15 protein-coding genes are annotated in these 18,781 nt (G+C 58.9%); 4 read left to right on the top strand and 11 right to left on the bottom strand.

The window, feature by feature from the left end; genetic code table 11:
• Positions 1-49: 49 nt before the first annotated feature.
• Positions 50-1,333: a hypothetical protein gene (locus ACR0IM_RS08015; protein ID WP_480681405.1), complete on the top strand. Its 1,284-nt coding sequence runs from the start codon at positions 50-52 to the stop codon at positions 1,331-1,333.
• Between the two features lie 137 nt (positions 1,334-1,470).
• Positions 1,471-3,978, top strand: a complete 2,508-nt coding sequence (locus tag ACR0IM_RS08010; RefSeq protein WP_480681404.1) for a GcvT family protein — start codon at positions 1,471-1,473, stop codon at positions 3,976-3,978.
• Between the two features lie 45 nt (positions 3,979-4,023).
• Here ACR0IM_RS08010 and ACR0IM_RS08005 read toward each other — a convergent pair whose 3' ends face one another.
• From ACR0IM_RS08005 to ACR0IM_RS07995, 3 genes are all read right to left on the bottom strand, one after another.
• Positions 4,024-4,359, bottom strand: coding sequence for a carboxymuconolactone decarboxylase family protein (locus ACR0IM_RS08005; RefSeq protein ID WP_480641121.1), 336 nt, complete (start codon positions 4,357-4,359; stop codon positions 4,024-4,026).
• A gap of 69 nt (positions 4,360-4,428) precedes the next feature.
• A complete protein-coding gene (locus tag ACR0IM_RS08000; RefSeq protein ID WP_480681403.1) occupies positions 4,429-5,082 on the bottom strand; it encodes a DUF938 domain-containing protein in 654 nt (217 codons plus the stop codon).
• The gene (locus ACR0IM_RS07995) at positions 5,079-6,152 is read right to left on the bottom strand and encodes an NAD(P)/FAD-dependent oxidoreductase (RefSeq protein WP_480641119.1); all 1,074 of its coding nucleotides are present in this window, start codon (positions 6,150-6,152) and stop codon (positions 5,079-5,081) included. Before ACR0IM_RS07995 ends, ACR0IM_RS08000 begins: the two co-directional genes overlap by 4 nt.
• Before the next feature lie 143 nt (positions 6,153-6,295).
• Here ACR0IM_RS07995 and ACR0IM_RS07990 point away from each other — a divergent pair, with 143 nt between their 5' ends.
• Both ACR0IM_RS07990 and ACR0IM_RS07985 read left to right on the top strand, forming a co-directional pair.
• Positions 6,296-6,676: a hypothetical protein gene (locus ACR0IM_RS07990; RefSeq protein WP_480641149.1), complete on the top strand. Its 381-nt coding sequence runs from the start codon at positions 6,296-6,298 to the stop codon at positions 6,674-6,676.
• Positions 6,677-6,679: 3 nt separating this feature from the next.
• Positions 6,680-7,912 carry an HlyD family secretion protein gene (locus ACR0IM_RS07985; RefSeq protein ID WP_480641118.1) on the top strand — a complete coding sequence of 411 codons (1,233 nt, stop codon included), beginning with the start codon at positions 6,680-6,682 and terminating at the stop codon, positions 7,910-7,912.
• A gap of 260 nt (positions 7,913-8,172) precedes the next feature.
• Here ACR0IM_RS07985 and ACR0IM_RS07980 read toward each other — a convergent pair whose 3' ends face one another.
• The 8 genes from ACR0IM_RS07980 to xdhA all read right to left on the bottom strand — a co-directional run bounded on the left by ACR0IM_RS07980 (position 8,173) and on the right by xdhA (position 18,587).
• Positions 8,173-8,856 (bottom strand): helix-turn-helix domain-containing protein, encoded by a 684-nt coding sequence (locus ACR0IM_RS07980; protein ID WP_480681401.1) that lies wholly within the window; start codon positions 8,854-8,856, stop codon positions 8,173-8,175.
• A gap of 365 nt (positions 8,857-9,221) precedes the next feature.
• Positions 9,222-10,295 carry a BMP family ABC transporter substrate-binding protein gene (locus ACR0IM_RS07975; RefSeq protein ID WP_480681400.1) on the bottom strand — a complete coding sequence of 358 codons (1,074 nt, stop codon included), beginning with the start codon at positions 10,293-10,295 and terminating at the stop codon, positions 9,222-9,224.
• A gap of 31 nt (positions 10,296-10,326) precedes the next feature.
• Positions 10,327-11,247 carry an ABC transporter permease gene (locus ACR0IM_RS07970; protein WP_480590492.1) on the bottom strand — a complete coding sequence of 307 codons (921 nt, stop codon included), beginning with the start codon at positions 11,245-11,247 and terminating at the stop codon, positions 10,327-10,329.
• A 2-nt stretch (positions 11,248-11,249) separates the two neighbouring features.
• Complete coding sequence (locus ACR0IM_RS07965) at positions 11,250-12,332, bottom strand: ABC transporter permease (RefSeq protein WP_480681398.1); 1,083 nt, start codon at positions 12,330-12,332, stop codon at positions 11,250-11,252.
• Between the two features lie 36 nt (positions 12,333-12,368).
• Positions 12,369-13,886 (bottom strand): ABC transporter ATP-binding protein, encoded by a 1,518-nt coding sequence (locus ACR0IM_RS07960; protein WP_480590485.1) that lies wholly within the window; start codon positions 13,884-13,886, stop codon positions 12,369-12,371.
• Positions 13,883-14,818, bottom strand: a complete 936-nt coding sequence (gene xdhC, locus ACR0IM_RS07955; RefSeq protein WP_480681397.1) for a xanthine dehydrogenase accessory protein XdhC — start codon at positions 14,816-14,818, stop codon at positions 13,883-13,885. Before xdhC ends, ACR0IM_RS07960 begins: the two co-directional genes overlap by 4 nt.
• Positions 14,818-17,232 carry a xanthine dehydrogenase molybdopterin binding subunit gene (gene xdhB, locus ACR0IM_RS07950; RefSeq protein ID WP_480681396.1) on the bottom strand — a complete coding sequence of 805 codons (2,415 nt, stop codon included), beginning with the start codon at positions 17,230-17,232 and terminating at the stop codon, positions 14,818-14,820. Before xdhB ends, xdhC begins: the two co-directional genes overlap by 1 nt.
• Positions 17,229-18,587, bottom strand: coding sequence for a xanthine dehydrogenase small subunit (gene xdhA, locus ACR0IM_RS07945; RefSeq protein WP_480590477.1), 1,359 nt, complete (start codon positions 18,585-18,587; stop codon positions 17,229-17,231). Before xdhA ends, xdhB begins: the two co-directional genes overlap by 4 nt.
• Positions 18,588-18,781: the final 194 nt, after the last annotated feature.

Raw genomic sequence — 18,781 nt, 5'->3', positions numbered from 1 at the left:
TGGCTTTATCTTTCGCGAAAACGAGCAGCGATTGATTTCGGGTATTCAGATGGACGGTTTGCGGATCTTTGGATTTGTGGTGATCATAGTCTTGGTCATTGTCGGCTTGGACTATTATCAACAGGACAAAAAACACGAAGGTACTCTGTCCGCCAATGGCTATGTGGGCACGATCAAGCATCGCTTTTCTCAGCAGCAGATCGAGCGTGACGCCAAAGCCGCCGAACGAGAGCGCAAGAAGCAATGGAAAGCGGGCGCAAAATCCCACCTTCCTGCATCCACCGGGGAATGGTCCCGGTATGAGCTGACGGATGCGGATAACAAGACAGTTGCGACCGCGACTTCAAAACTTGGTATGACACCGCTGATCAATTCCATTTCAAACACGGCGGAACTGATGAGCCTGTCCAGCGGGGGCAAGGACGGCATTCTGCGCAAGCTCAGCAAGACGGGTGCGGTCTATGCCAAAGGCGAGGAGATCGCTTGGTTGGACATCAGCCTGAAACCGGAATCGGCGCGCAATACGCTGGCGGGAATCGCATTGTCTCGACAGCAGAATTTCATGGCGCAGGCCGCGATCAAGGAAGGGTTCGCCGTTGTCGACGGTGTTGCCTTCGTTGAGATCACTCAGGACATGACGTCTCCGACCGAAACGCTTGCGTTTCGCAAGGTCACGGGGCGGATCGGGATCGACGAAGAGGTTGTGATCCGGCTGCACACCAATGCCAGCGACGCCTCGATTCGAGAGCTTTTAGGCATGGTTGACTATGCAGCCCTCAACTCTTTGCTGACTTTCCCCTCGCCTGTGGTAGGGCAGGGAATAACGGTGCCTCTGGACCGGCAGCCGGAGGTCGCCGGGAAAATGGATCGCCTGTATTCCGAGATGACGTTGATTCAGGAAAAGACGACCGGCGAAAAGCTCAGGAATCTGGATGTCACGGCGCTGATGGTGAATACGATGACAGCGTCGGGGTTCAACAGCGATGGCCTCATGGACATCACTGGTGGGGAGGTCTTCGAAAATCAGGACGTCCTCCAAATCGGTTATGGCCGGGCGCAGAAATTGCTGCTGGAGTCGGATAAGCGTCAGGCAGCTTTGGATGACGCGGCCGAAGTGGATACCGCGGCAAAGGATGAGACCGCTGACACGGAAGCTCGGGGCTTTTTCAGCCGGCTGAAAGACAAACTGCCGGCTTTCGGTGCGTCGGAGCCCAAGGAAGCTGCTGCAAAAAGCCCAGGGAACAGTCAGCCGGTGCGTGTGCACAAAGGTGGGCTGGGTGGTGGCTGTGCCAAGGTTGGCAGCATCAAGCGGTGTTCGGTCACCGGACAATAGTGGCAAAATCGTCGAATCCGGTGGTCATCTGCGGCAGCGGGGTCGTTTTCCTTCTCTCACTGGTCGGATGAATGTCGCGTTTAACCCTGCAAATGCGCCATATGGTTCCAACAGATTCCAAGGAGAGACGTCCGGTTATGAAAACCCAAGTCAAAGCACTGGTCGTTGGCGGCGGCGCCGTCGGGACCTCGATTGCCTATCACCTGGCCAAAGCGGGCTGGGACGATGTGATGTTGATCGAACGGGACGAGCTGACGTCCGGGTCCACCTGGCACGCGGCCGGTCTGCTGCCACTGTTCAACATGTCTTATGCGACAACTCACATCCACAAATACTCGGTCGACTTCTACAAGACGCTTGAGGAAGAGACCGGCCTGAACGCAGGCTTCGCCGTGGTCGGCAACCTGCGCATGGCGCAGACGCAAGAGCGTATGGATGAGTACATGCTCTATGCCTCCACCGCCGAAACCTGCGATGTTGCCTATGAGTGGTTGACCCCGGACCAGATCAAGGAACGCTGGCCGCTGATCGAAACTTCGGACCTGAAGGGTGCGATCTACCACACCGAAGATGGCTACATTAACCCTGCCGACGTGACCCAGGCGATGGCCAAGGGTGCCCGTCAGCGTGGTGTCGACATTGTCCGCAAGATGCAGGCCGATGCCTTCCACTGGAACGGCACCCACTGGGAAGTCACCTGCACCAAGATGGTCGAAAAAGGCGGCAACCTGGTTGAGAGCGACGAGCAGGTCGTGATCACTGCCGAGCATGTCGTAACCGCATCGGGTAACCACGCTCAGCGTACCGCCAAGATGCTGGGCATCAAGATGCCGGCCATCCCGGTTGAGCACACCTTCATCGTCATGGACAAAGACCCCGAGCTGGTCAAGTGGCGCGAAGCCGGCAACCCGGAACACCCCGTTGTGCGCGATGCCGACAACGAATCCTATGCACGTGAAGAACGCGGCGGCTGGATTCTGGGTATCTATGAGCACGGCGCACCCGCGCGGTTCGAGCACGGCGTGCCCGACAGCTTCCGCGCGGACCTGTTCCCGCTGGATCTGGACCGGATCGCCGATCAATACATGGCAATGGCCGAACGTGTGCCGTCCTGTGCCGAATCCGGCCTGAAGGACGATTTCAACGGCCCGATCTGCTACACGCCCGACGGCAACCCGCTGGTTGGTCCGGCTCCGGGTCTGCGTAACATGTGGCTGGCCGAAGGTTTCTCGTTCGGGATCACCGCAGCAGGCGGCACCGGTTACTATTTGGCGCAGATGATGGTCGATGGCGAAGCCGAGATCGACATGGCCTCGCTGGACCCCAAGCGTTACTCGTCCAACTGGATGACCACCGAGTTCGCAGCGCGCAAGAACGAAGAGTGCTATGAGCACGTCTATATCCTGCACCACCCCGATGAAGAGCGCGCAGCTTGCCGTCCACTGCGGACTGTTCCGGCTTATGACCGTCAGAAAGCGCGCGGCGCACAGTTTGGTTGGGTGAACGGTTGGGAACGTCCCAACTACTTTGGCCCTGTCGATGCACCTGAGAACTTCGACCATGACGCCCGCTCCTTCCGCCGTGGCGGCTGGTGGCAGTATGCCGTCGAAGAGGCCAAAGCGATCCGCGAAGGCGTTGGCCTGATCGACGCGTCGGCCTTCACCAAACATGTCGTCAAAGGCCCCGGCGCCACACAGTTTCTGGATTGGTTCACCTGCAACAAGCTGCCCAAAGTCGGCCGCATCAACCTGACCTACGCGCTAACTTCGCACGGCACCACCCGCACCGAGTACACCATCGTCCGCAACAGCGAGAACAACTACTACATCGTCTCTGCCGGTGCCTGGACCGAGTATGACGCCGACTACCTACGCAAGGCGGCCGAGGACAAGATGGAGGAGTTCGGCTATATCGAGATCCAGGACGTGACCACTCAGTGGGGCGTCTTCGCCATCGCCGGACCCAAGTCGCGTGACGTTCTGAAAGAGGTCATCAAAGACGCCGATCCGGAAACATCACTGTCCAACAAGCGCTTCCCATGGCTGTCGGCGCGCCAGATTGAGCTGGGCATGTGCCCGGTCAACGCAATCCGTGTGGCCTATACCGGTGAACTGGGCTGGGAACTGCACCACCCGATCGAGATGCAGAACTACCTGTTCGACCTGCTGGAAAAAGCCGGAGAGAAGCACGGTATGAAACTGGTCGGTGCACGCGCCCAGAACTGGTTGCGTCAGGAGAAATCCTATCGCGCCTTCGGCACCGAACTGGGCCGTGATGCGACCCCGCTGGAAGCTGACCTGCCGCGCTTTGTCGATCTGTCGAAAGACTTCTACGGCAAGGCCAAGCTGGAAGAGACCGGCGTGCGCGTCAAATGCTGCACTCTGCTGATCGATGGACCGGACGATGCCGACCCGTGGGGCCGCGAGGCGCTGTATACGCCGGAAGGCGAACGCGCGGGTCGCCTGACCTCGGGCGGCTACTCGGTGGCGTTCGAGAAATCCATTGGCATGGGATACGTGAAACCCGAGTTCGCGGTCGAAGGCACCAAGCTGCAAGTCAAAATTCAGGACAAGCTGTGGGACGCGGTCGTCACCTGCGACAGCCCCTACGATCCGAAGAACGAAACCATCCGCAAGGACGGCTAAACAAACAAAGGCCCCGGTTAAGCCCGGGGCCTTTTGCTTTTGGGGTCAGGTGCTCAGTTCGTCATAGCATTCCAATGCCTTGGCGGCGTACATCATCGATGGTCCACCGCCCATCTGAACGGCCATAGCCAACACATCGGAAAACTCCTCTCGCGATGCACCCGCCTTGAGCAAGGCTTCGGTGTGGAGCGTGATGCAGGGCTCGCACCGGATTGCAATGGACATGCCCAGAGCGATGAACTCCTTGGTCTTATAATCCAGCGTTCCGCCCTGCTTGACCGCTGCGCTGAGCGTACCGAATGCGCGGGCCGCCTCGGGTATCGCGCCGTTGAGGTTGCGCAGACCATTGCGCGTGTCTTTGATCTTGTCCTGCCAGTTCATTTCATCATTCCATTTAATATAATGCAAACGGAATATGTTCTGGCGTGTTAAGCCGGGCCTTGATTTTAATCAGGTGTCGGGCTTTTCCGCGACGAAGGCCAGGTTGTTTGCGGGCATCTCCACGGATGCGAGGACGGTCAGGTTCTGGGCGGTCATCCAGGCGACGATATCTTTGTCATTTTTGTATCCGATTTCGGCATCCTGCTGAACCAGCGCGTCATGGAACCTCCGGTCGCCGTCGCTTGTCAGTTGGCCCGACCGTTTGAACGGCCCGTAGAGGATGAACCTTCCCTCACGGGCCAGTGCCTGCGCGGCTTCGGCGATCAGCACCTGCGTCTCGGGCCAGCTGATCAAATGCACCAGATTGATCAGAACGATCAGGTTCTGCCCCGCGAACTCATCATGCCATCCCAGCGCTGTTGCGTTCAACGTGACGGCGCTGGCGACGTTGGGCAGGTTGGAGGCATAAGCGTCGATGCTGGCGCGACGGTCTGGTTCCACCTCGGTCGGTTGCCAATGGAGGCCGGGCAGGGATCGGGCAAAGGTGCTGACATGCTGGCCGGTGCCGCTGGCGATCTCCAACGCCTGACCGGTCTTTGGGGCCCATTGCGTCAGCAATTCACACAACGCGTCAGCATTGCGGGTTGCTGCGGGGGCAATCAATCGGCCATCCTGCCCCTCGGTAGCGACGCTGGCGCTGGACGGCAGAGACCGTTTGCTCATCGGTGCAACCTTTCCGGGCTAAGGGCTGCGATCGTTGCCGGATCCAGCTCCGGCGCAGCGCCGATCACGAGGTCCGAGACCAGTTTCGACGCGGCCGGAGAGGATTGGAACCCGTACCCGCCCTGACCGGCAGCCCAGATGAAAGTCGGGTCTGACGGGTCCGGCCCCAGCACAAGGGTTCCATCGGGCGCAAAGCTGCGCAAACCCGCCCAGTTCGTTTCCACTCGCGTGACGGGTTCGGTGACCATTTCCTCGTACCTGGCCAGACCTTCGGCCAGCACCATATCATCGGCATAGGCATCATGTGGCGGCACAGGATCGGCCTCGGATGGCGATACCAGCAGTTTGCCCGCATCCGGTTTGGCATACCACGCCTCACCTACGCCCAGCATCATGGGCCAGTCCCGGACGTCATGCCCGCCCGGCGCAGGCAGGCGCGCCATTGACCTGCGTTTCGGAATAATCCCAATCGGGGCAATCCCGGCCATCGCGGCGACCTCGTCCACCCAGGCCCCGGCGGCATTGATCAAAGTGCGGGCCTCGTAGGTCTCCCCGGCCTCGACAATCCAGTGAGGGTTCTTGCGAATGGCTGTAACCCTGGCTTTGGTCAAAACCTCACCGCCATTACTTCGAATAACGCGCGCGAAATCCTGCAGCAACCTGTCCGTGTCGATGTCGAATGCTGTTTCGCCGACAGCTGTGAAGCCCAGCGTCTCGGGTTTCAAGATCGGTACACGAGCCTGCGCCTCTACCGTGGGGATGACCCGCATGTTCAGATCTTCAACGTCTTGTTCGAAGGCCTCGTTCTGATCCTTTCGGCCAACCAGCATCAACCCGCGCGGCGTCAGATAGCCACCATTTTCGGCGTGCAAGAAGTCGGCGCTGGCTTTGTTCAGCGCCACAACCGACGGCGGGCCGTAACTTTCTTCGAATAACGCGGCCGATCGGCCGGAGGCATGATAGCCAAGAGCATCCTCTGCTTCGAGTAGGGTAACAGTCCCGTGCTGCGACAGCCGTGCCCCAGCGCTCAGACCGGCGACGCCGCCGCCGATGATCAGAAAATCAATCATATTCATCCTTCCGGTCACGTTCCATGTGCTAAGGACGTAAGCGTCTGCAAACATTAAGCAGGCTTGAATTTGCGCATCAACCCATCCAAACAGGGATCAAACAGAAACAGGAGGGCAGGGTGAGTACCGCAGACCTACACCCGATGGCCACGGGGCATATTCCGTCCTACGTGACCCAGGCGGACGGCAGTGATTTTCTTTTGACGTTCATGTTCGTTTTTACCGTTGTCGTAATCATTCTGATCGGCGTGGGATATTTCACCCTGCACTCGATCCCCGAGAAGATCGCGCATGAATCCAATCACCCTCAGTTTCAACTGGTCGGCATTCTGGCCCTGTTGGCGCTGTTTACCCATAACGGTCTTTTCTGGGTTGCCGCCATTCTGGTGGCCGGGTTCCAGTTCCCCGATGTGGCCGCGCCGCTGAGGGCCATTGCCGACGCGATCCGATCTTTGGGCAAACAGGACCAGTCGGAACCCGCCCCGGCCCAGCCGACCGAACCCGCCGCGCAGCAGGAGCAGTAAGACATGCTTGAGACTTTGATGTGTGCGCTGGTAACGGTGCTGCCCGACTATCTGTTTCGCCGGTTTGTTCAGGGCAAGCGGATCGGTCATGAAATCACGCTGTTCACCATGTGGTATGAACTGCGCTGGGGCCTTACCACTTGTGCCATTCTGGCGCTGACGGTTATCACCACTCTGTTTTACTTCCACCCGGCCAGTAAGACAGCGGCATCCTATTTCCGCACGGTGACGATCCTGCCACAACTGGGTGGCCGTGTGTCCGAGGTGTATGTCTCCAATAACCAGCGGGTCGTAGCGGGCCAGCCGATCTTTCGGATCGAGGATTTCACCCAGACCGCCATGGTCGAAGCTGCCCATGCACAGATCGCGCAGGTTCAGGCCTCGTTGAAAGTTGCGGAAACCGATCTGGCCGAGGCCGAAGCAGGTATTGCCGGTGCCCGCGCCGCGCTGGATCAGTCGCTTGAGGATCTGGAACGCAATACCACGCTGCGCGACGAAGGGTCCAGCGCCGTAAGACTGGCCGAGATCGACAGGCTGGAAAACCTCGTGGCCGAGCGCGAGGCGCAATTGAGGGCGGCAGAGTCGCAACGCGCGGCTGTGGTTCAACAGATCGAAGAACTGATCCCGGCCCAACTGGCCAGCGCCAACGCGCAGCTGGATGCTGCGTTGACTGAACTGGACAAGACCGTGATCAGTGCCGGTGTGACGGGCCGGGTCGAACAATTCGGCCTGCAGGTTGGCGACTATGTCAGCCCGCTGCTGCGCCCGGCGGGTATCTTGGTGCCTTCGTCTTCGGGCCACAACCGATTCCAGGCCGCGTTCAACCAGATGTCGGCGCAGGTCATCAAGCCCGGCATGATCGGAGAGCTGGGCTGTATGACCAAGCCCTTCACTGTAATCCCGATGGTTGTGGTCGAGGTTCAGGACGTGATCCCATCCGGGCAAATCCGACCCTCGGACGAATTGCGGGATGTGCAAGCCAACACCAATCCGGGCTCGATTCTGGTCTATATGGAGCCTCTGTACAAAAACATGGCCGATGACATTCCTCCGGGCAGCAATTGTCTGGCCAACGTCTATACCGACAATCACGAACGGTTGGAGCATGAGGATTTGGGTTTTTGGCACAGCGCCGCGTTGCATGTGATCGACACGATTGGCGTCGTCCATGCTGCGGGTTTGCGGCTGCGTCTGATCCTGATGCCGGTGAATACGCTGGTTTTGACGGGGCATTGATGCGAAAAGTGCCATCAAGCGGCAGGGTGTCCTGCGGCTTGATGGCGACCCACCCCATACCCCTTAGAGAGGAGCCTGCCGTCGCGTGTTAGACTCGGGCTCGGGTCGTCTCGTCCGGACCTTAACGGTTCGTGCGCGGCGCGGTGGCAAAAGGCCGGATCGCGCGGCGTGCTTCATAGCTCACAAACCTGACGCAGGGGCTGTGATTCAAGCGCTGCCAAAATTTGCCCTTTCGGGCGGTTTGGTTGTGGAGTTACTGTCTACTCGGGCAGTTTGAGCTCCACAAGGCCCTCCAGATCACCTGGTTTGAAACCATGGTTGAGCAAAGTCTCTGTTACTAGAAAAGGCAGTTGGCGCAATGAGGGAAAATGTCCCTGCATCTCTCCATGGGCAACGTTTTGAACTACCTGCCTGAGTTCCTTCAGGCTTAGCGGCTGATTGGGACCTTCTAAGAAATTATGTAGATACCATGCGGCGAGCCGATCAGTGATAAAGGGTTCCGCACTCGCCGGATTGTCTTTTCCGGGATAGGGTGCTTCTGTTGCTTCTCCAATCAGATAAAACTGGTCCTCTCCTTGTTGGTGAATAGACAGCCTGAAGGCTGTAATACGGTCTTGAGAGTTGTTGGATAAAGATTGTTTCCGGAACTTCTCACGTAGTATCAGTTTGCCTTCTACACGTAGAAACTGTGCTTCATTTGTTGAGGCAAAAAGGGTTTGATACACCTTGAATGGTACGCGGAACAGTAAGTCGCCATATTCCTGCAACAATGCCTGAACCTGAGCGCGGTCCGCCAGTGCTTTGCCGTTGAGCCATTTGCTGACTTGCCCCTGTTGCACGCGGCACACTCTGGCGATTTCGGTTTGGGATTTTCCTTGATTGATCGCGATGCGGATCAATTCTTTGGTCTTGGGAAAAGGGTTCTTTTTTGTCTTGCTGCTCATATTCAAACCTCGAAAAGGCCGGGGAGCATTCGCACCCCGGCATAGTTTGTTACTTTTTCGGAGACGGGGCTTTCCTGTTCGGATTCAATTGTTTTCCGGTATTACCCCTATTTTTAGCGTGGGTAGTATTCTGTCCCGGTGTGCCTTTGTTTGCGTTTTTCATGTCGGCGTTGTGGTTCGGCTTCTTCATGTCATTCTCCTCTTGATGTGACATGAGCTTTGTACGCCCGCCAACCTCAACCCTGTAATGGTTGAAATCGGAATACTTCGGAATATTCCGGAATACTCTGGTTTTTTTGATTTTTGCGAGATTAAGAAAAAAGCCCGCCAACTTGGCGGGCTTTTCATTCGTGTTTGACCGCAGATTACTGCGGGATCTCGCCTTCCAGCCCTTCGACATAGAAGTTCATGCCTGCCAGCGTACCGTCATCGGCGGTTTCGCCCTCGGCCAGCCAGTCGCTGCCGTCCTGCTTTTTCAGCGGGCCGGTGAAGGGGTGGTATTCGCCGGCGGCCATGGCAGCCTTGAGTGCCAGTGCCTCTTCCTTGACGTCGGCCGGAACCGCGTCGGAAATCTCACCGATCTCAACCATGCCCTGCGCAATACCGTCCCAGGTGTTCACGGTTGCCCACGATCCGTCCATGACGGCCTGAGTGCGCGCGATGTAATAGGGCGCCCAGTTGTCGATGATCGACGACACGCGCGGGAACGGAGCGTATTCGCTCATGTCCGATGCTTGGCCGAAAGTGATCACGTTACCCGCCTCTTGCGCCGCCGCCTGCGGCGCGGTCGAGTCGGTGTGTTGCAAGATCACATCCGCGCCCTGTTCGATCAGAACGGTGGCCGCGTCAGCTTCTTTCGCAGGATCGAACCAAGTGTAGGCCCAGACGATCTTGAACTCGACATCCGGGTTTACTTTTTTGGCGTGGATGTAGGCCGAGTTTATGCCGCGGATCACTTCGGGGATCGGGTACGAGCCGATGTAGCCGATGATATTGGACTTGGTCATCTTGCCCGCGATGTGGCCCTGAACGGCGCGGCCTTCGTAGAAACGGGCCGAGTAGACCGAGACGTTGTCGGCGGTTTTGTAGCCGGTCGCGTGCTCGAACTTCACGTTCGGGAATTTCTTTGCCACGTTGATGGTCGGGTCCATGTAACCGAACGAGGTAGTGAAGATCAGATCGGCTCCTTCCAGCGCCATCTGCGTCATCACACGCTCAGCGTCTGGGCCTTCGGGTACCGATTCAACGAACACGGTTTCGACCTTGTCGCCAAAATGCTCTTCGACCGCCAGCCGGCCCTTGTTGTGCTCATAGGTCCAGCCGCCGTCACCCACTGGGCCGACATAGACGAAACCGACCTTGGTCTTGTCTTCGGCCATGGCGCCAGTGGCCAGACCAAGCGCTATGGCGGCGCTTGTCAGAAGTGTAGTGAATTTCATGTGTTACTCCCCAAGTTGATTTAGTTGGCCCCTAGTGCGAGGCGTGGAAGATCCGACCCAATGAGGCAGGTGCGCTGCTCTTGTCGGCTGAAAGGATCACGAGCACAAGGATCGTGATGATATAGGGCGACATTGCCAGATACTCGACTGGAATGGCAACGCCCGCCGCCTGCAAATTAAGCTGCAACACGGTGATTCCGCCGAACAAATAAGCACCCAGCAGTGCGCGCCATGGTTTCCAACTGGCGAACACCACCAGCGCCAGGGCGATCCAGCCAACGCCGGCTGTCATGCCCTCGGTCCACTGCGGGACGCGGATCAGGCTGATATAGGCGCCGCCAAGGCCCGCGCAGGCGCCCCCGAAAAGGATCGCCAGGATGCGGATCTTGATGACCTTGTAGCCAAGCGCGTGGGCTGCATCGTGGTTTTCGCCCACCGCACGCAAGATCAGGCCGACACGAGTGTATTTCAGTGTGGCCCAAACGGCTGCGGTCAGGGCAATGCCGACATAGAGGATCGGATCATGCTGGAACAGGATCGGTCCGATCACCGGGATATCGCTGATCAGTGGGATGTGGATATCCCCCATGCTGGGAGGTTTAACCCCGACATAGCTTTGCCCCAGTAGGGCGCTGAAACCGAGTCCAAACAGGGTCAACGCTAGGCCACTGGCGACCTGATTGGCCAGTGCAAACTGCGTTAGCAGCACGAACAGCAAGGACAGCACAGCACCGCCGATAGCCGCTGCGATGAAGCCCAGCCAAGGGGACCCAGTCTCGACCGAGATCGCAAAGCCACTGATTGCACCAACGATCATCATGCCCTCGACGCCGAGGTTCAGAACGCCCGCTTTTTCGACAACCAGTTCCCCGATCGCGGCCAATAGCAGGGGGGTTGCGGCGACCATCAGCGAGGCGACCAGCAGTACGGGATTAATTTCGCCAAGATCCATGGTTATGCCACCTCGCTACGGGCCGCACGGATGCGGTAGTTTGTCAGAAGATCGAATGCCAGCAGGAAGAACAGCAGCATCCCCTGGAATACCTGAATGGCAGCAGCGGGCAGGCCCAGTTGCGACTGGGCGATTTCGCCGCCGATATAGGTCAGCGCCATCAGGCCACCCGCCAGCAGGATACCCACCGGATGCAGGCGGCCAAGGAAGGCCACGATGATCGCGGTAAAACCGTAACCGACGTTGAAATCGATGCTAACCACACCCGAAGGACCAGAGACTTCGAACATCCCTGCCAGACCAGCCAATGCACCGGACAGGCCCAGACAGAACAGAATCAGGCGCGCCGGGTTCACACCGGCGAACTTGGCTGCCCGGGGCGCTTCACCCGTTAGACGGATGTGGAAGCCCAGCATATGCCGGTTCAGCAGGACATAAGCAAAGATCACAGCGATCAATGCCGTCACCACGCCCCAGTGCATACCTGAGCCAGCAATCAACTCAGCATTATGTGCGCTGTCATAGGATTGCAGGTTGCGCGAGCCGGGAAAACCGAACCCTTCGGGGTTCTTCAGCAGACCCAGCGAGACAGAGGCCAGCATCTGCTCGGCCACATAGACCAGCATCAGAGACACGAGGATTTCGTTGGTGCCAAAGCGAACCTTGAGGAACGCCGGGATCGCTGCCCATAGCCAACCGCCGAACGCACCGGCAATCACCATGATCGGGAAGATGTAGAACGCATCGAGCGGGTAGAAAGCCAGCCCGGCGCCCGCGCCGAAAATGGCGCCCATGATGTATTGACCCTCGGCGCCGATGTTCCAGATGCCTGCGCGAAAGCCTAGTGAAAGACCGATCGCGATCAGCACCAATGGCGCGCCTTTCACCAGCAATTGCGGGCGATAATAAAAAGCGAACTCACCAAACAGAGGCTCCCAGAAGATCGTACCGATGGCTTCTACCGGGTTCTTGCCCAAAATGGCGAACAGGATGCCACCAAACACCATCGTCGCCAGTACCGCAACCAGTGGGGTGGCATAGGACCATGCCTTGGACGGCTGTGGCCGTTTCTCCAACACTATCATCCGCTCATTCCCCCGATTTCAGTTCTTGTTTTTGTATTAGACATGGGCCACCTCCATGCCATGCGCACCGCCCATCATCAGGCCGATCTCATCAACCGTCAGGCCGGTGGTCGGGCGCGGGGCACTCAGGCGGCCTTCGTTCAGGGCCGCGAAGCTGTCCGAGATTTCCATCAACTCGTCCAGGTCCTGAGAGATACAGACCACCGCCGTGCCTTTGGCCGCCAAATCCAGAATGGCCTGCCGGATCGAGGCCGCAGCCGCAGCATCCACGCCCCATGTCGGCTGGTTCACCACCAGCACGTCGGGGTTTTGCAGAACTTCGCGACCGATCACGAATTTCTGCAGGTTGCCGCCCGACAGCGAGCGCGCTGCGTTCTCCGGGCCCGGTGTACGGACGTCAAAGGCGCTGATGATTTTCTCGGCAAAGCTTTTGGTCTCGTTCCATTTCAGGAAACCGTTGTTCTCAAGCCCTTCGCGAACCGATCCGGTGAGCAGGGCGTTTTCGGTCAGGCTCATGTCCGGAGCCGCCGCATGACCCAGCCGTTCTTCGGGGGCGGTCAGCACGCCCAGCTTCCGCCGCGCAGTGGGGCCGAGTTTGCCGATGCGTTGGCCGTTGAACTTGATCGCATCAGCGGTTGTTGGGATTTCGCCCGACAACACGCCCAGCAACTCGTCCTGTCCGTTTCCGGCAACGCCGCCAATGCCCAGGACCTCGCCCTTGCGGACCGTCATGTGGATATTGCGCAACGCCGTGCCGAATTCGGACGGCGAAGGCACTGAGAGTCCGCTGACATCCAGCGCCACCTCACCGAATTCACGGCCGGACCGTTCCGGTGTCTGTAGGGTTGAGCCGACCATCATTTCGGCCATGTCACGCGCCGAGGTCTCGGCCGGAACGCATTCGCCCACATTCTTGCCCAGACGCAGAATCGTGGCATGGTCACACAGGGTCCGGATTTCTTCCAGCTTGTGCGAAATATAAAGAATCGAGGTGCCTTCGGACCGCAACTTATTCAGTGTCTCAAACAGGATTTCCACCTCCTGCGGCGTCAGAACCGAGGTCGGCTCGTCCATGATCAGCAGCTTAGGGTCCTGCAACAAACAGCGGATGATCTCGACCCGCTGGCGCTCACCTGCGGACAGGTCGCCAACAGTGCGGAAGGGATCCAGCGGTAGGCCGTAGGTCTCGGACACTTCCCGAATACGCGAGGCCAAATCGCCCATAGCCGGCGGGTTCTCCATTCCCAGGGCTATATTCTCGGCCACGTTCAGCGCGTCGAACAGCGAGAAGTGCTGGAACACCATCGCGATCCCGTCAGCCCGTGCCGCGCGCGGTTCGGGGGGGGAGAAGGACTGGCCGCGCAACAGCATCGTACCGCTGTCCGGTTTCACCAGACCATAGATCATTTTCACCAGCGTGGATTTACCCGCGCCGTTTTCACCCAGCAGCGCATGAACTTCGCCCTCACCGATGTCAAAGGACACCTGATCATTGGCCACGACGCCGGGATAGGCTTTGGTCAGCCCTTGCAAACTTAATAGCGGAGTAGTCACGCGCTCAGGTCCTTCTTCAACTCGTTCTGCCTGGCCGGGCGCAAAAGCTGCGCGGCGACGCCGACGGCGATCATCTGCGGGTGTTTGCCCAAGCCGGGATCACCGATCGGGCAGGTGATCCGACCGATCCGTTCGGGTGAATGCCCGAGGGCCGCCAGCCGTGAACGGAACCGCGCCCATTTCGTAGCCGAGCCGATCAGGCCAGCAAAGCGGAAATCATGCGAAAGCAGCCGGTTGCACAGTTCTAGATCCAAAGTGTGTGAATAAGTAAGCACTAGATGCTCGGCATCGCGCGGCGCATGGTGAACCAGCTCTCCTGGTTTGGCGGCTGGAACCGGCGTCACACCAGTTGGAATCTTATCCGGAAATCGTTCGGGGCCGGTATCGACCCAGGTAATTGCAAGACCGGGAAGGGGGGACAACACATCCGCCAACGCGCGACCTACATGACCAGCGCCCCAGATCCACAGATTACGGGATGGCTTATGCACCGGCTCAACCATCCATCCGTCGATCAGTTGCGGTTGGGGCGCGACGCCCTGTCCGCGCGCGGCCGCCAACAGGCGTTTTACCGACAGGGGCATGTCACTGCCCGACGGGGAACGCGCGATAACAGTATCATCGAGCGCATTCATATCGTCTTGGTCATAGATCTCGCTCAGCAATGAGACCACACCGCCGCAGCATTGGCCCATGTCTGGACCAAGTGCGTGATGTGTCAGGCGGCAAGGCGTGATTTGACTCCGCGCGGCCTCAGTCGCCTGAAACTCCAGCGTGCCGCCGCCGATGGTTCCGCTTTGCCCGTCCTCCCAAACCAGCATTGCTGCACCAACCTCGCGTGGGGATGACCCTTTAATTGCAGCGATGACCACTCGGGTGACTCTCCCATGGATTCTGACCGCCTCCCTTAAAGCCTCTCGATCAAATCCCATCAGGCTCCTCCCTTTACCCTTTGGACACCGCGCCAAACCTCTTCTGCCGTGGCGGGGGCATCCAGCGCGGGATAGCAGTCACCGCAAGCCGCCACCGCGTTCGACAGGGCGAGCCAAGCGGATATGCCCAGCATGAATGGCGGCTCTCCCACTGCTTTCGAGCGATAGATCGTGTCCTCGCGGTTCGCGCCATCCCAAAGCGCGACGTTGAAAATGTCGGGCCGGTCAGAACAGGCCGGAATCTTGTAGGTCGACGGAGCATGGGTGCGCAGATTACCCTTGCCGTCCCAGACCAGTTCCTCGGTGGTCAGCCAGCCCGCGCCTTGCACGTAACCGCCTTCGACCTGCCCGATATCCAGCGCCGGGTTCAGCGACGCGCCTGCATCATGCAGGATATCGGTGCGCAGGATACGGTTCTCACCGGTCAGCGTATCGACTGCGACCTCGGTAACAGATGCACCGTAGGCGAAATAGAAGAATGGTCGACCGCGTCCAGCGATTCGGTCCCATTCGATCTTGGGGGTCTTGTAGAAACCAGTCGCCGAAAGGCTGATCCGACCCTGATAGGCCAATGCGGCAGCTTCGGCGAAGGTATAGCGTTCAGCACCAACCGAAACGTGGCCGTCCGAGAATATAACTACTGACGGGTTGGCCTGATGCCGCTCGGCCAGATACTCGGCCATCCGGTCGCGGAGCGTGTCGCAGGCGGCTTTCACCGCCATGCCGTTTAGGTCACTGCCCGAAGACGCTGCCGTCGCCGAGGTGTTGGGTACCTTGGCCGTATCCGTCGCGGTGATCTTGATCATCTCAAGTGGGATGCCAAAACGCGATGCAGCCACCTGTGCGACCTTCTGGAACAGTCCCTGACCCATCTCGGTACCACCATGATTCAGGTGGACCGAGCCGTCCTGATACACGTGCACCAACGCACCCGCCTGATTGAGGTGGGTCAGCGTGAAGGAAATCCCGAACTTGACCGGAGAAAAGGCGATGCCCTTCTTGATCACGCTATTCTCGGCGTTCCATTTCTCAATCGCCGCCTTGCGCGCAGTATAGTCGCTGGACTTGAGCAATGCCTCCGTCATGGCGTGCAGCTCAAAATCGGTGACTTCCATACCATAAGGCGTTGTATTGCCGCCTTCCGGCACCGGACGGACAGGCGGAGCGGTCTCAACCTGTTCGACAGCGCCCAAGCTTGTCAGATCCTCATGTGGATCTACACGTTCTAACGGACGCTTTTCCAGATGCTCGGCTTCTATGGTTGGCGCATGCGCGGGTTCATAGTAGTTCCGGCGGCGCAGTTCGACTGGGTCCATTCCCAACGCATAGGCTGCGTGGTCCATGACCCGTTCGATCGCGATCATGCCCTGCGGGCCGCCGAAGCCGCGATAGGCGGTCGCGGATTGAGTGTTGGTTTTCAGCCGGTGGCTTTCAATTCGCGCGTTCGGCAGCAGATAGGCGTTGTCGGAGTGCAGCATCGCGCGGTCGGCGACAGGTAGGGACAGGTCCTGCGCCCAGCCGCAGATGGCATGTTGCAGGAAGGATACCCCCTGTATATGGCCGTGCTCATCAAACCCGGCGCGATAGGAAATCCGGAACGCATGACGCTTGCCTGTGATGACCATGTCATCATCACGATCGTAACGCATCTTGCAGGCCTTGCGGGTCGCACGCGCAGCAACGGCACAGGCCACGGCTAACGCATTGCCCTGGCTTTCCTTGCCACCGAACCCGCCACCCATGCGGCGGGTTTCGACCCGGATGGCGTGCATCGGAACGCCCAAAGCATCCGCCACCTTGTGCTGAATCTCGGTCGGATGCTGGGTCGAGCTGTAGACCAGCATATCCGCGCCCTCATTCGGCACGGCTAGGGCGGCCTGACCCTCCAGATAGAAGTGTTCCTGCCCGCCGAGTTCAAAGCCCCCTTCAATCACATGGGCCGCGCCCGCAATGGCAGCATCCGCGTCGCCTTTGGCATAGATGCGCGGGCCTTCTTCGAACCGGCTGTCGGCGGCAAGCGCGTCTTCAACCGTCAGGATCGGGGTTTCTTCGTCATAGTCGATCTTGCCCAGCCGCGCGGCCTTGCGGGCGGCCAGATGGCTGGTGGCGACAACCAGAAACACGGGCTGGCCGATGTAATGAACGGTGCCGTCCGACAGCAATGGCTCATCATGGATCGAGGGCGAAACGTCATTGGCGAAAGGTAGATTCTCGGCCGTCATCACCATCACGACACCTTGCGCGGCTTTCACGGCTGTCAGGTCCATCGAGGTGATCTTACCCTTGGCAATCGGGCTAAGGCCGAATGCTAGGTGCAGAGAGCCCTTGGGCGTCGGAATGTCGTCCACGTATCGCGCCGCGCCGGATACATGCAGCGGCGCCGCGTCATGGGGGAGGGGTTTGGTCACGCTCACGCCGACACCTCCAACACGTTGGTCACTTCGCCCTGATCTTCCAGGAAGTAACGTTCCAGCATCGCTTTGGCCGTTTCCAGACGATAGGTGGCGGAGGCACGCATGTCCGTCATCGGAGTGAAATCATCCGCAAACGCCGGGATCGCAGCTTGAATGGTCTCGCGCGTCCAGGGCTTGCCGGTCAGTGCAGCTTCGACATTCGAGGCGCGCTTTGGAATGCCGGCCATGCCGCCGAACGCGATACGCGCATCGGTGACCACGCCATCCGTCACCGTGATATTGAAACACCCGCAAACGGCCGAAATATCCTGATCGAACCGTTTGCTGAGTTTGTAAGCTTTCAAACGATCTTCCTGACGGGCGAAACTGACCGCTTCGACGAACTCGCCCGGCGCGCGGTCCTGCTTGCCGTAGTCGACGAAGAACTCTTCCAGCGGGATCGACCGGCGCTCATTTCCCTTGCGCAGATGCAAGGTAGCGTCCAGCGCGATCAGGGCAGGCGGGTTGTCTCCAATGGGTGAGCCATTGGCGATGTTGCCACCGACGGTCGCGGCATGGCGCACCTGTACACTGGCATAGCGGCGGATCATTTCTGCATAAGAGGAGTGGAGATCGGCCAGCGCGTCGCCCATACGATTCATATCGACCATGGCACCGAAACGGACCTCCTCATCGGTAATCGAAATCTGTTTCAGATCATCACAACGATTGAGGAAAATGACCGGGTCCAGATCACGCAGTTGCTTGGTAACCCAAAGCCCCACATCCGTTGCTCCGGCGATCAGAGTGGCATCAGGGTTCTCGGCGTATACAGCCGCCAACTCGTCGGACGAACCGGGCAACATCGGCGATGCCTGCACTGTAATCGGATTATCTTTGACCCAAACCGGAACCGGCTGTTCTTCGGCCGCTTTCGCCGCACGAATGATCGGGGCGTAGCCCGTGCAGCGGCACAGGTTGCCGGCAAGCTGGGTGTCGTGATCGGTCGCGCCGTTCGCATGCCCGGTGACCATCGACATCACAAACCCGGGGGTGCAGAAGCCGCATTGCGAACCGTGCAGGTCTACCATCGCCTGTTGCACGGGGTGGGCCTCTCCGTTCGGGCCGCTTGCGCCTTCGACGGTGCGCACCGCCTTGCCATGCAATTGGGGCAAAAACAGGATGCACGAGTTCAGTGCCTTTGCCCCGTCCTCATCTGTCACCATGACGGTGCAGGCCCCGCAATCGCCCTCGTTGCATCCTTCCTTGGTGCCGGTCAGGCCGCGATCCTCGCGCAGCCAGTCCAGCAGGGTCGCTGTCGGATCGACATCCGCCAGTTCCACGGTCTCTCCGTTCAGAAGAAACGTGATGTTCATTCGAGAAACCCGTCGCCTTACCCGGTTGCGCCCTTGGGTGCCCTCCTTCGATGCGACGTAGAAAGAGTGGCGGGCGAATAGCTTGCCGTCAGATGTTAGGAACAGGGCAGGTTCTCTGGCAAGAAAAACTGCCTAAATAATATACCATTGGACCCGATCGGCCTGTGAATGTCACGTTTGTGTAGAAGGCAGTC

Source organism: Ruegeria sp. BF6 (genome assembly GCF_056538665.1).
The sequence above is the reverse complement of the archived record's forward strand: the minus strand, read 5'-3'. Positions and strand labels throughout refer to the sequence as shown.

Coding starts and splice junctions, on each gene's coding strand:
- ACR0IM_RS07970 (WP_480590492.1), bottom strand. CDS start 11,247: ATGGATCTTGGCGAAATTAATCCCGTACTGCTGGTCGCCTCGCTGATG.
- ACR0IM_RS07985 (WP_480641118.1), top strand. CDS start 6,680: ATGCTTGAGACTTTGATGTGTGCGCTGGTAACGGTGCTGCCCGACTAT.
- ACR0IM_RS07990 (WP_480641149.1), top strand. CDS start 6,296: ATGGCCACGGGGCATATTCCGTCCTACGTGACCCAGGCGGACGGCAGT.
- ACR0IM_RS08000 (WP_480681403.1), bottom strand. CDS start 5,082: ATGAGCAAACGGTCTCTGCCGTCCAGCGCCAGCGTCGCTACCGAGGGG.
- ACR0IM_RS08015 (WP_480681405.1), top strand. CDS start 50: ATGGACGGTTTGCGGATCTTTGGATTTGTGGTGATCATAGTCTTGGTC.
- ACR0IM_RS08005 (WP_480641121.1), bottom strand. CDS start 4,359: ATGAACTGGCAGGACAAGATCAAAGACACGCGCAATGGTCTGCGCAAC.
- ACR0IM_RS07995 (WP_480641119.1), bottom strand. CDS start 6,152: ATGATTGATTTTCTGATCATCGGCGGCGGCGTCGCCGGTCTGAGCGCT.
- xdhA (WP_480590477.1), bottom strand. CDS start 18,587: ATGAACATCACGTTTCTTCTGAACGGAGAGACCGTGGAACTGGCGGAT.
- xdhC (WP_480681397.1), bottom strand. CDS start 14,818: ATGGGATTTGATCGAGAGGCTTTAAGGGAGGCGGTCAGAATCCATGGG.
- ACR0IM_RS07965 (WP_480681398.1), bottom strand. CDS start 12,332: ATGATAGTGTTGGAGAAACGGCCACAGCCGTCCAAGGCATGGTCCTAT.
- ACR0IM_RS07975 (WP_480681400.1), bottom strand. CDS start 10,295: ATGAAATTCACTACACTTCTGACAAGCGCCGCCATAGCGCTTGGTCTG.
- ACR0IM_RS08010 (WP_480681404.1), top strand. CDS start 1,471: ATGAAAACCCAAGTCAAAGCACTGGTCGTTGGCGGCGGCGCCGTCGGG.
- ACR0IM_RS07980 (WP_480681401.1), bottom strand. CDS start 8,856: ATGAGCAGCAAGACAAAAAAGAACCCTTTTCCCAAGACCAAAGAATTG.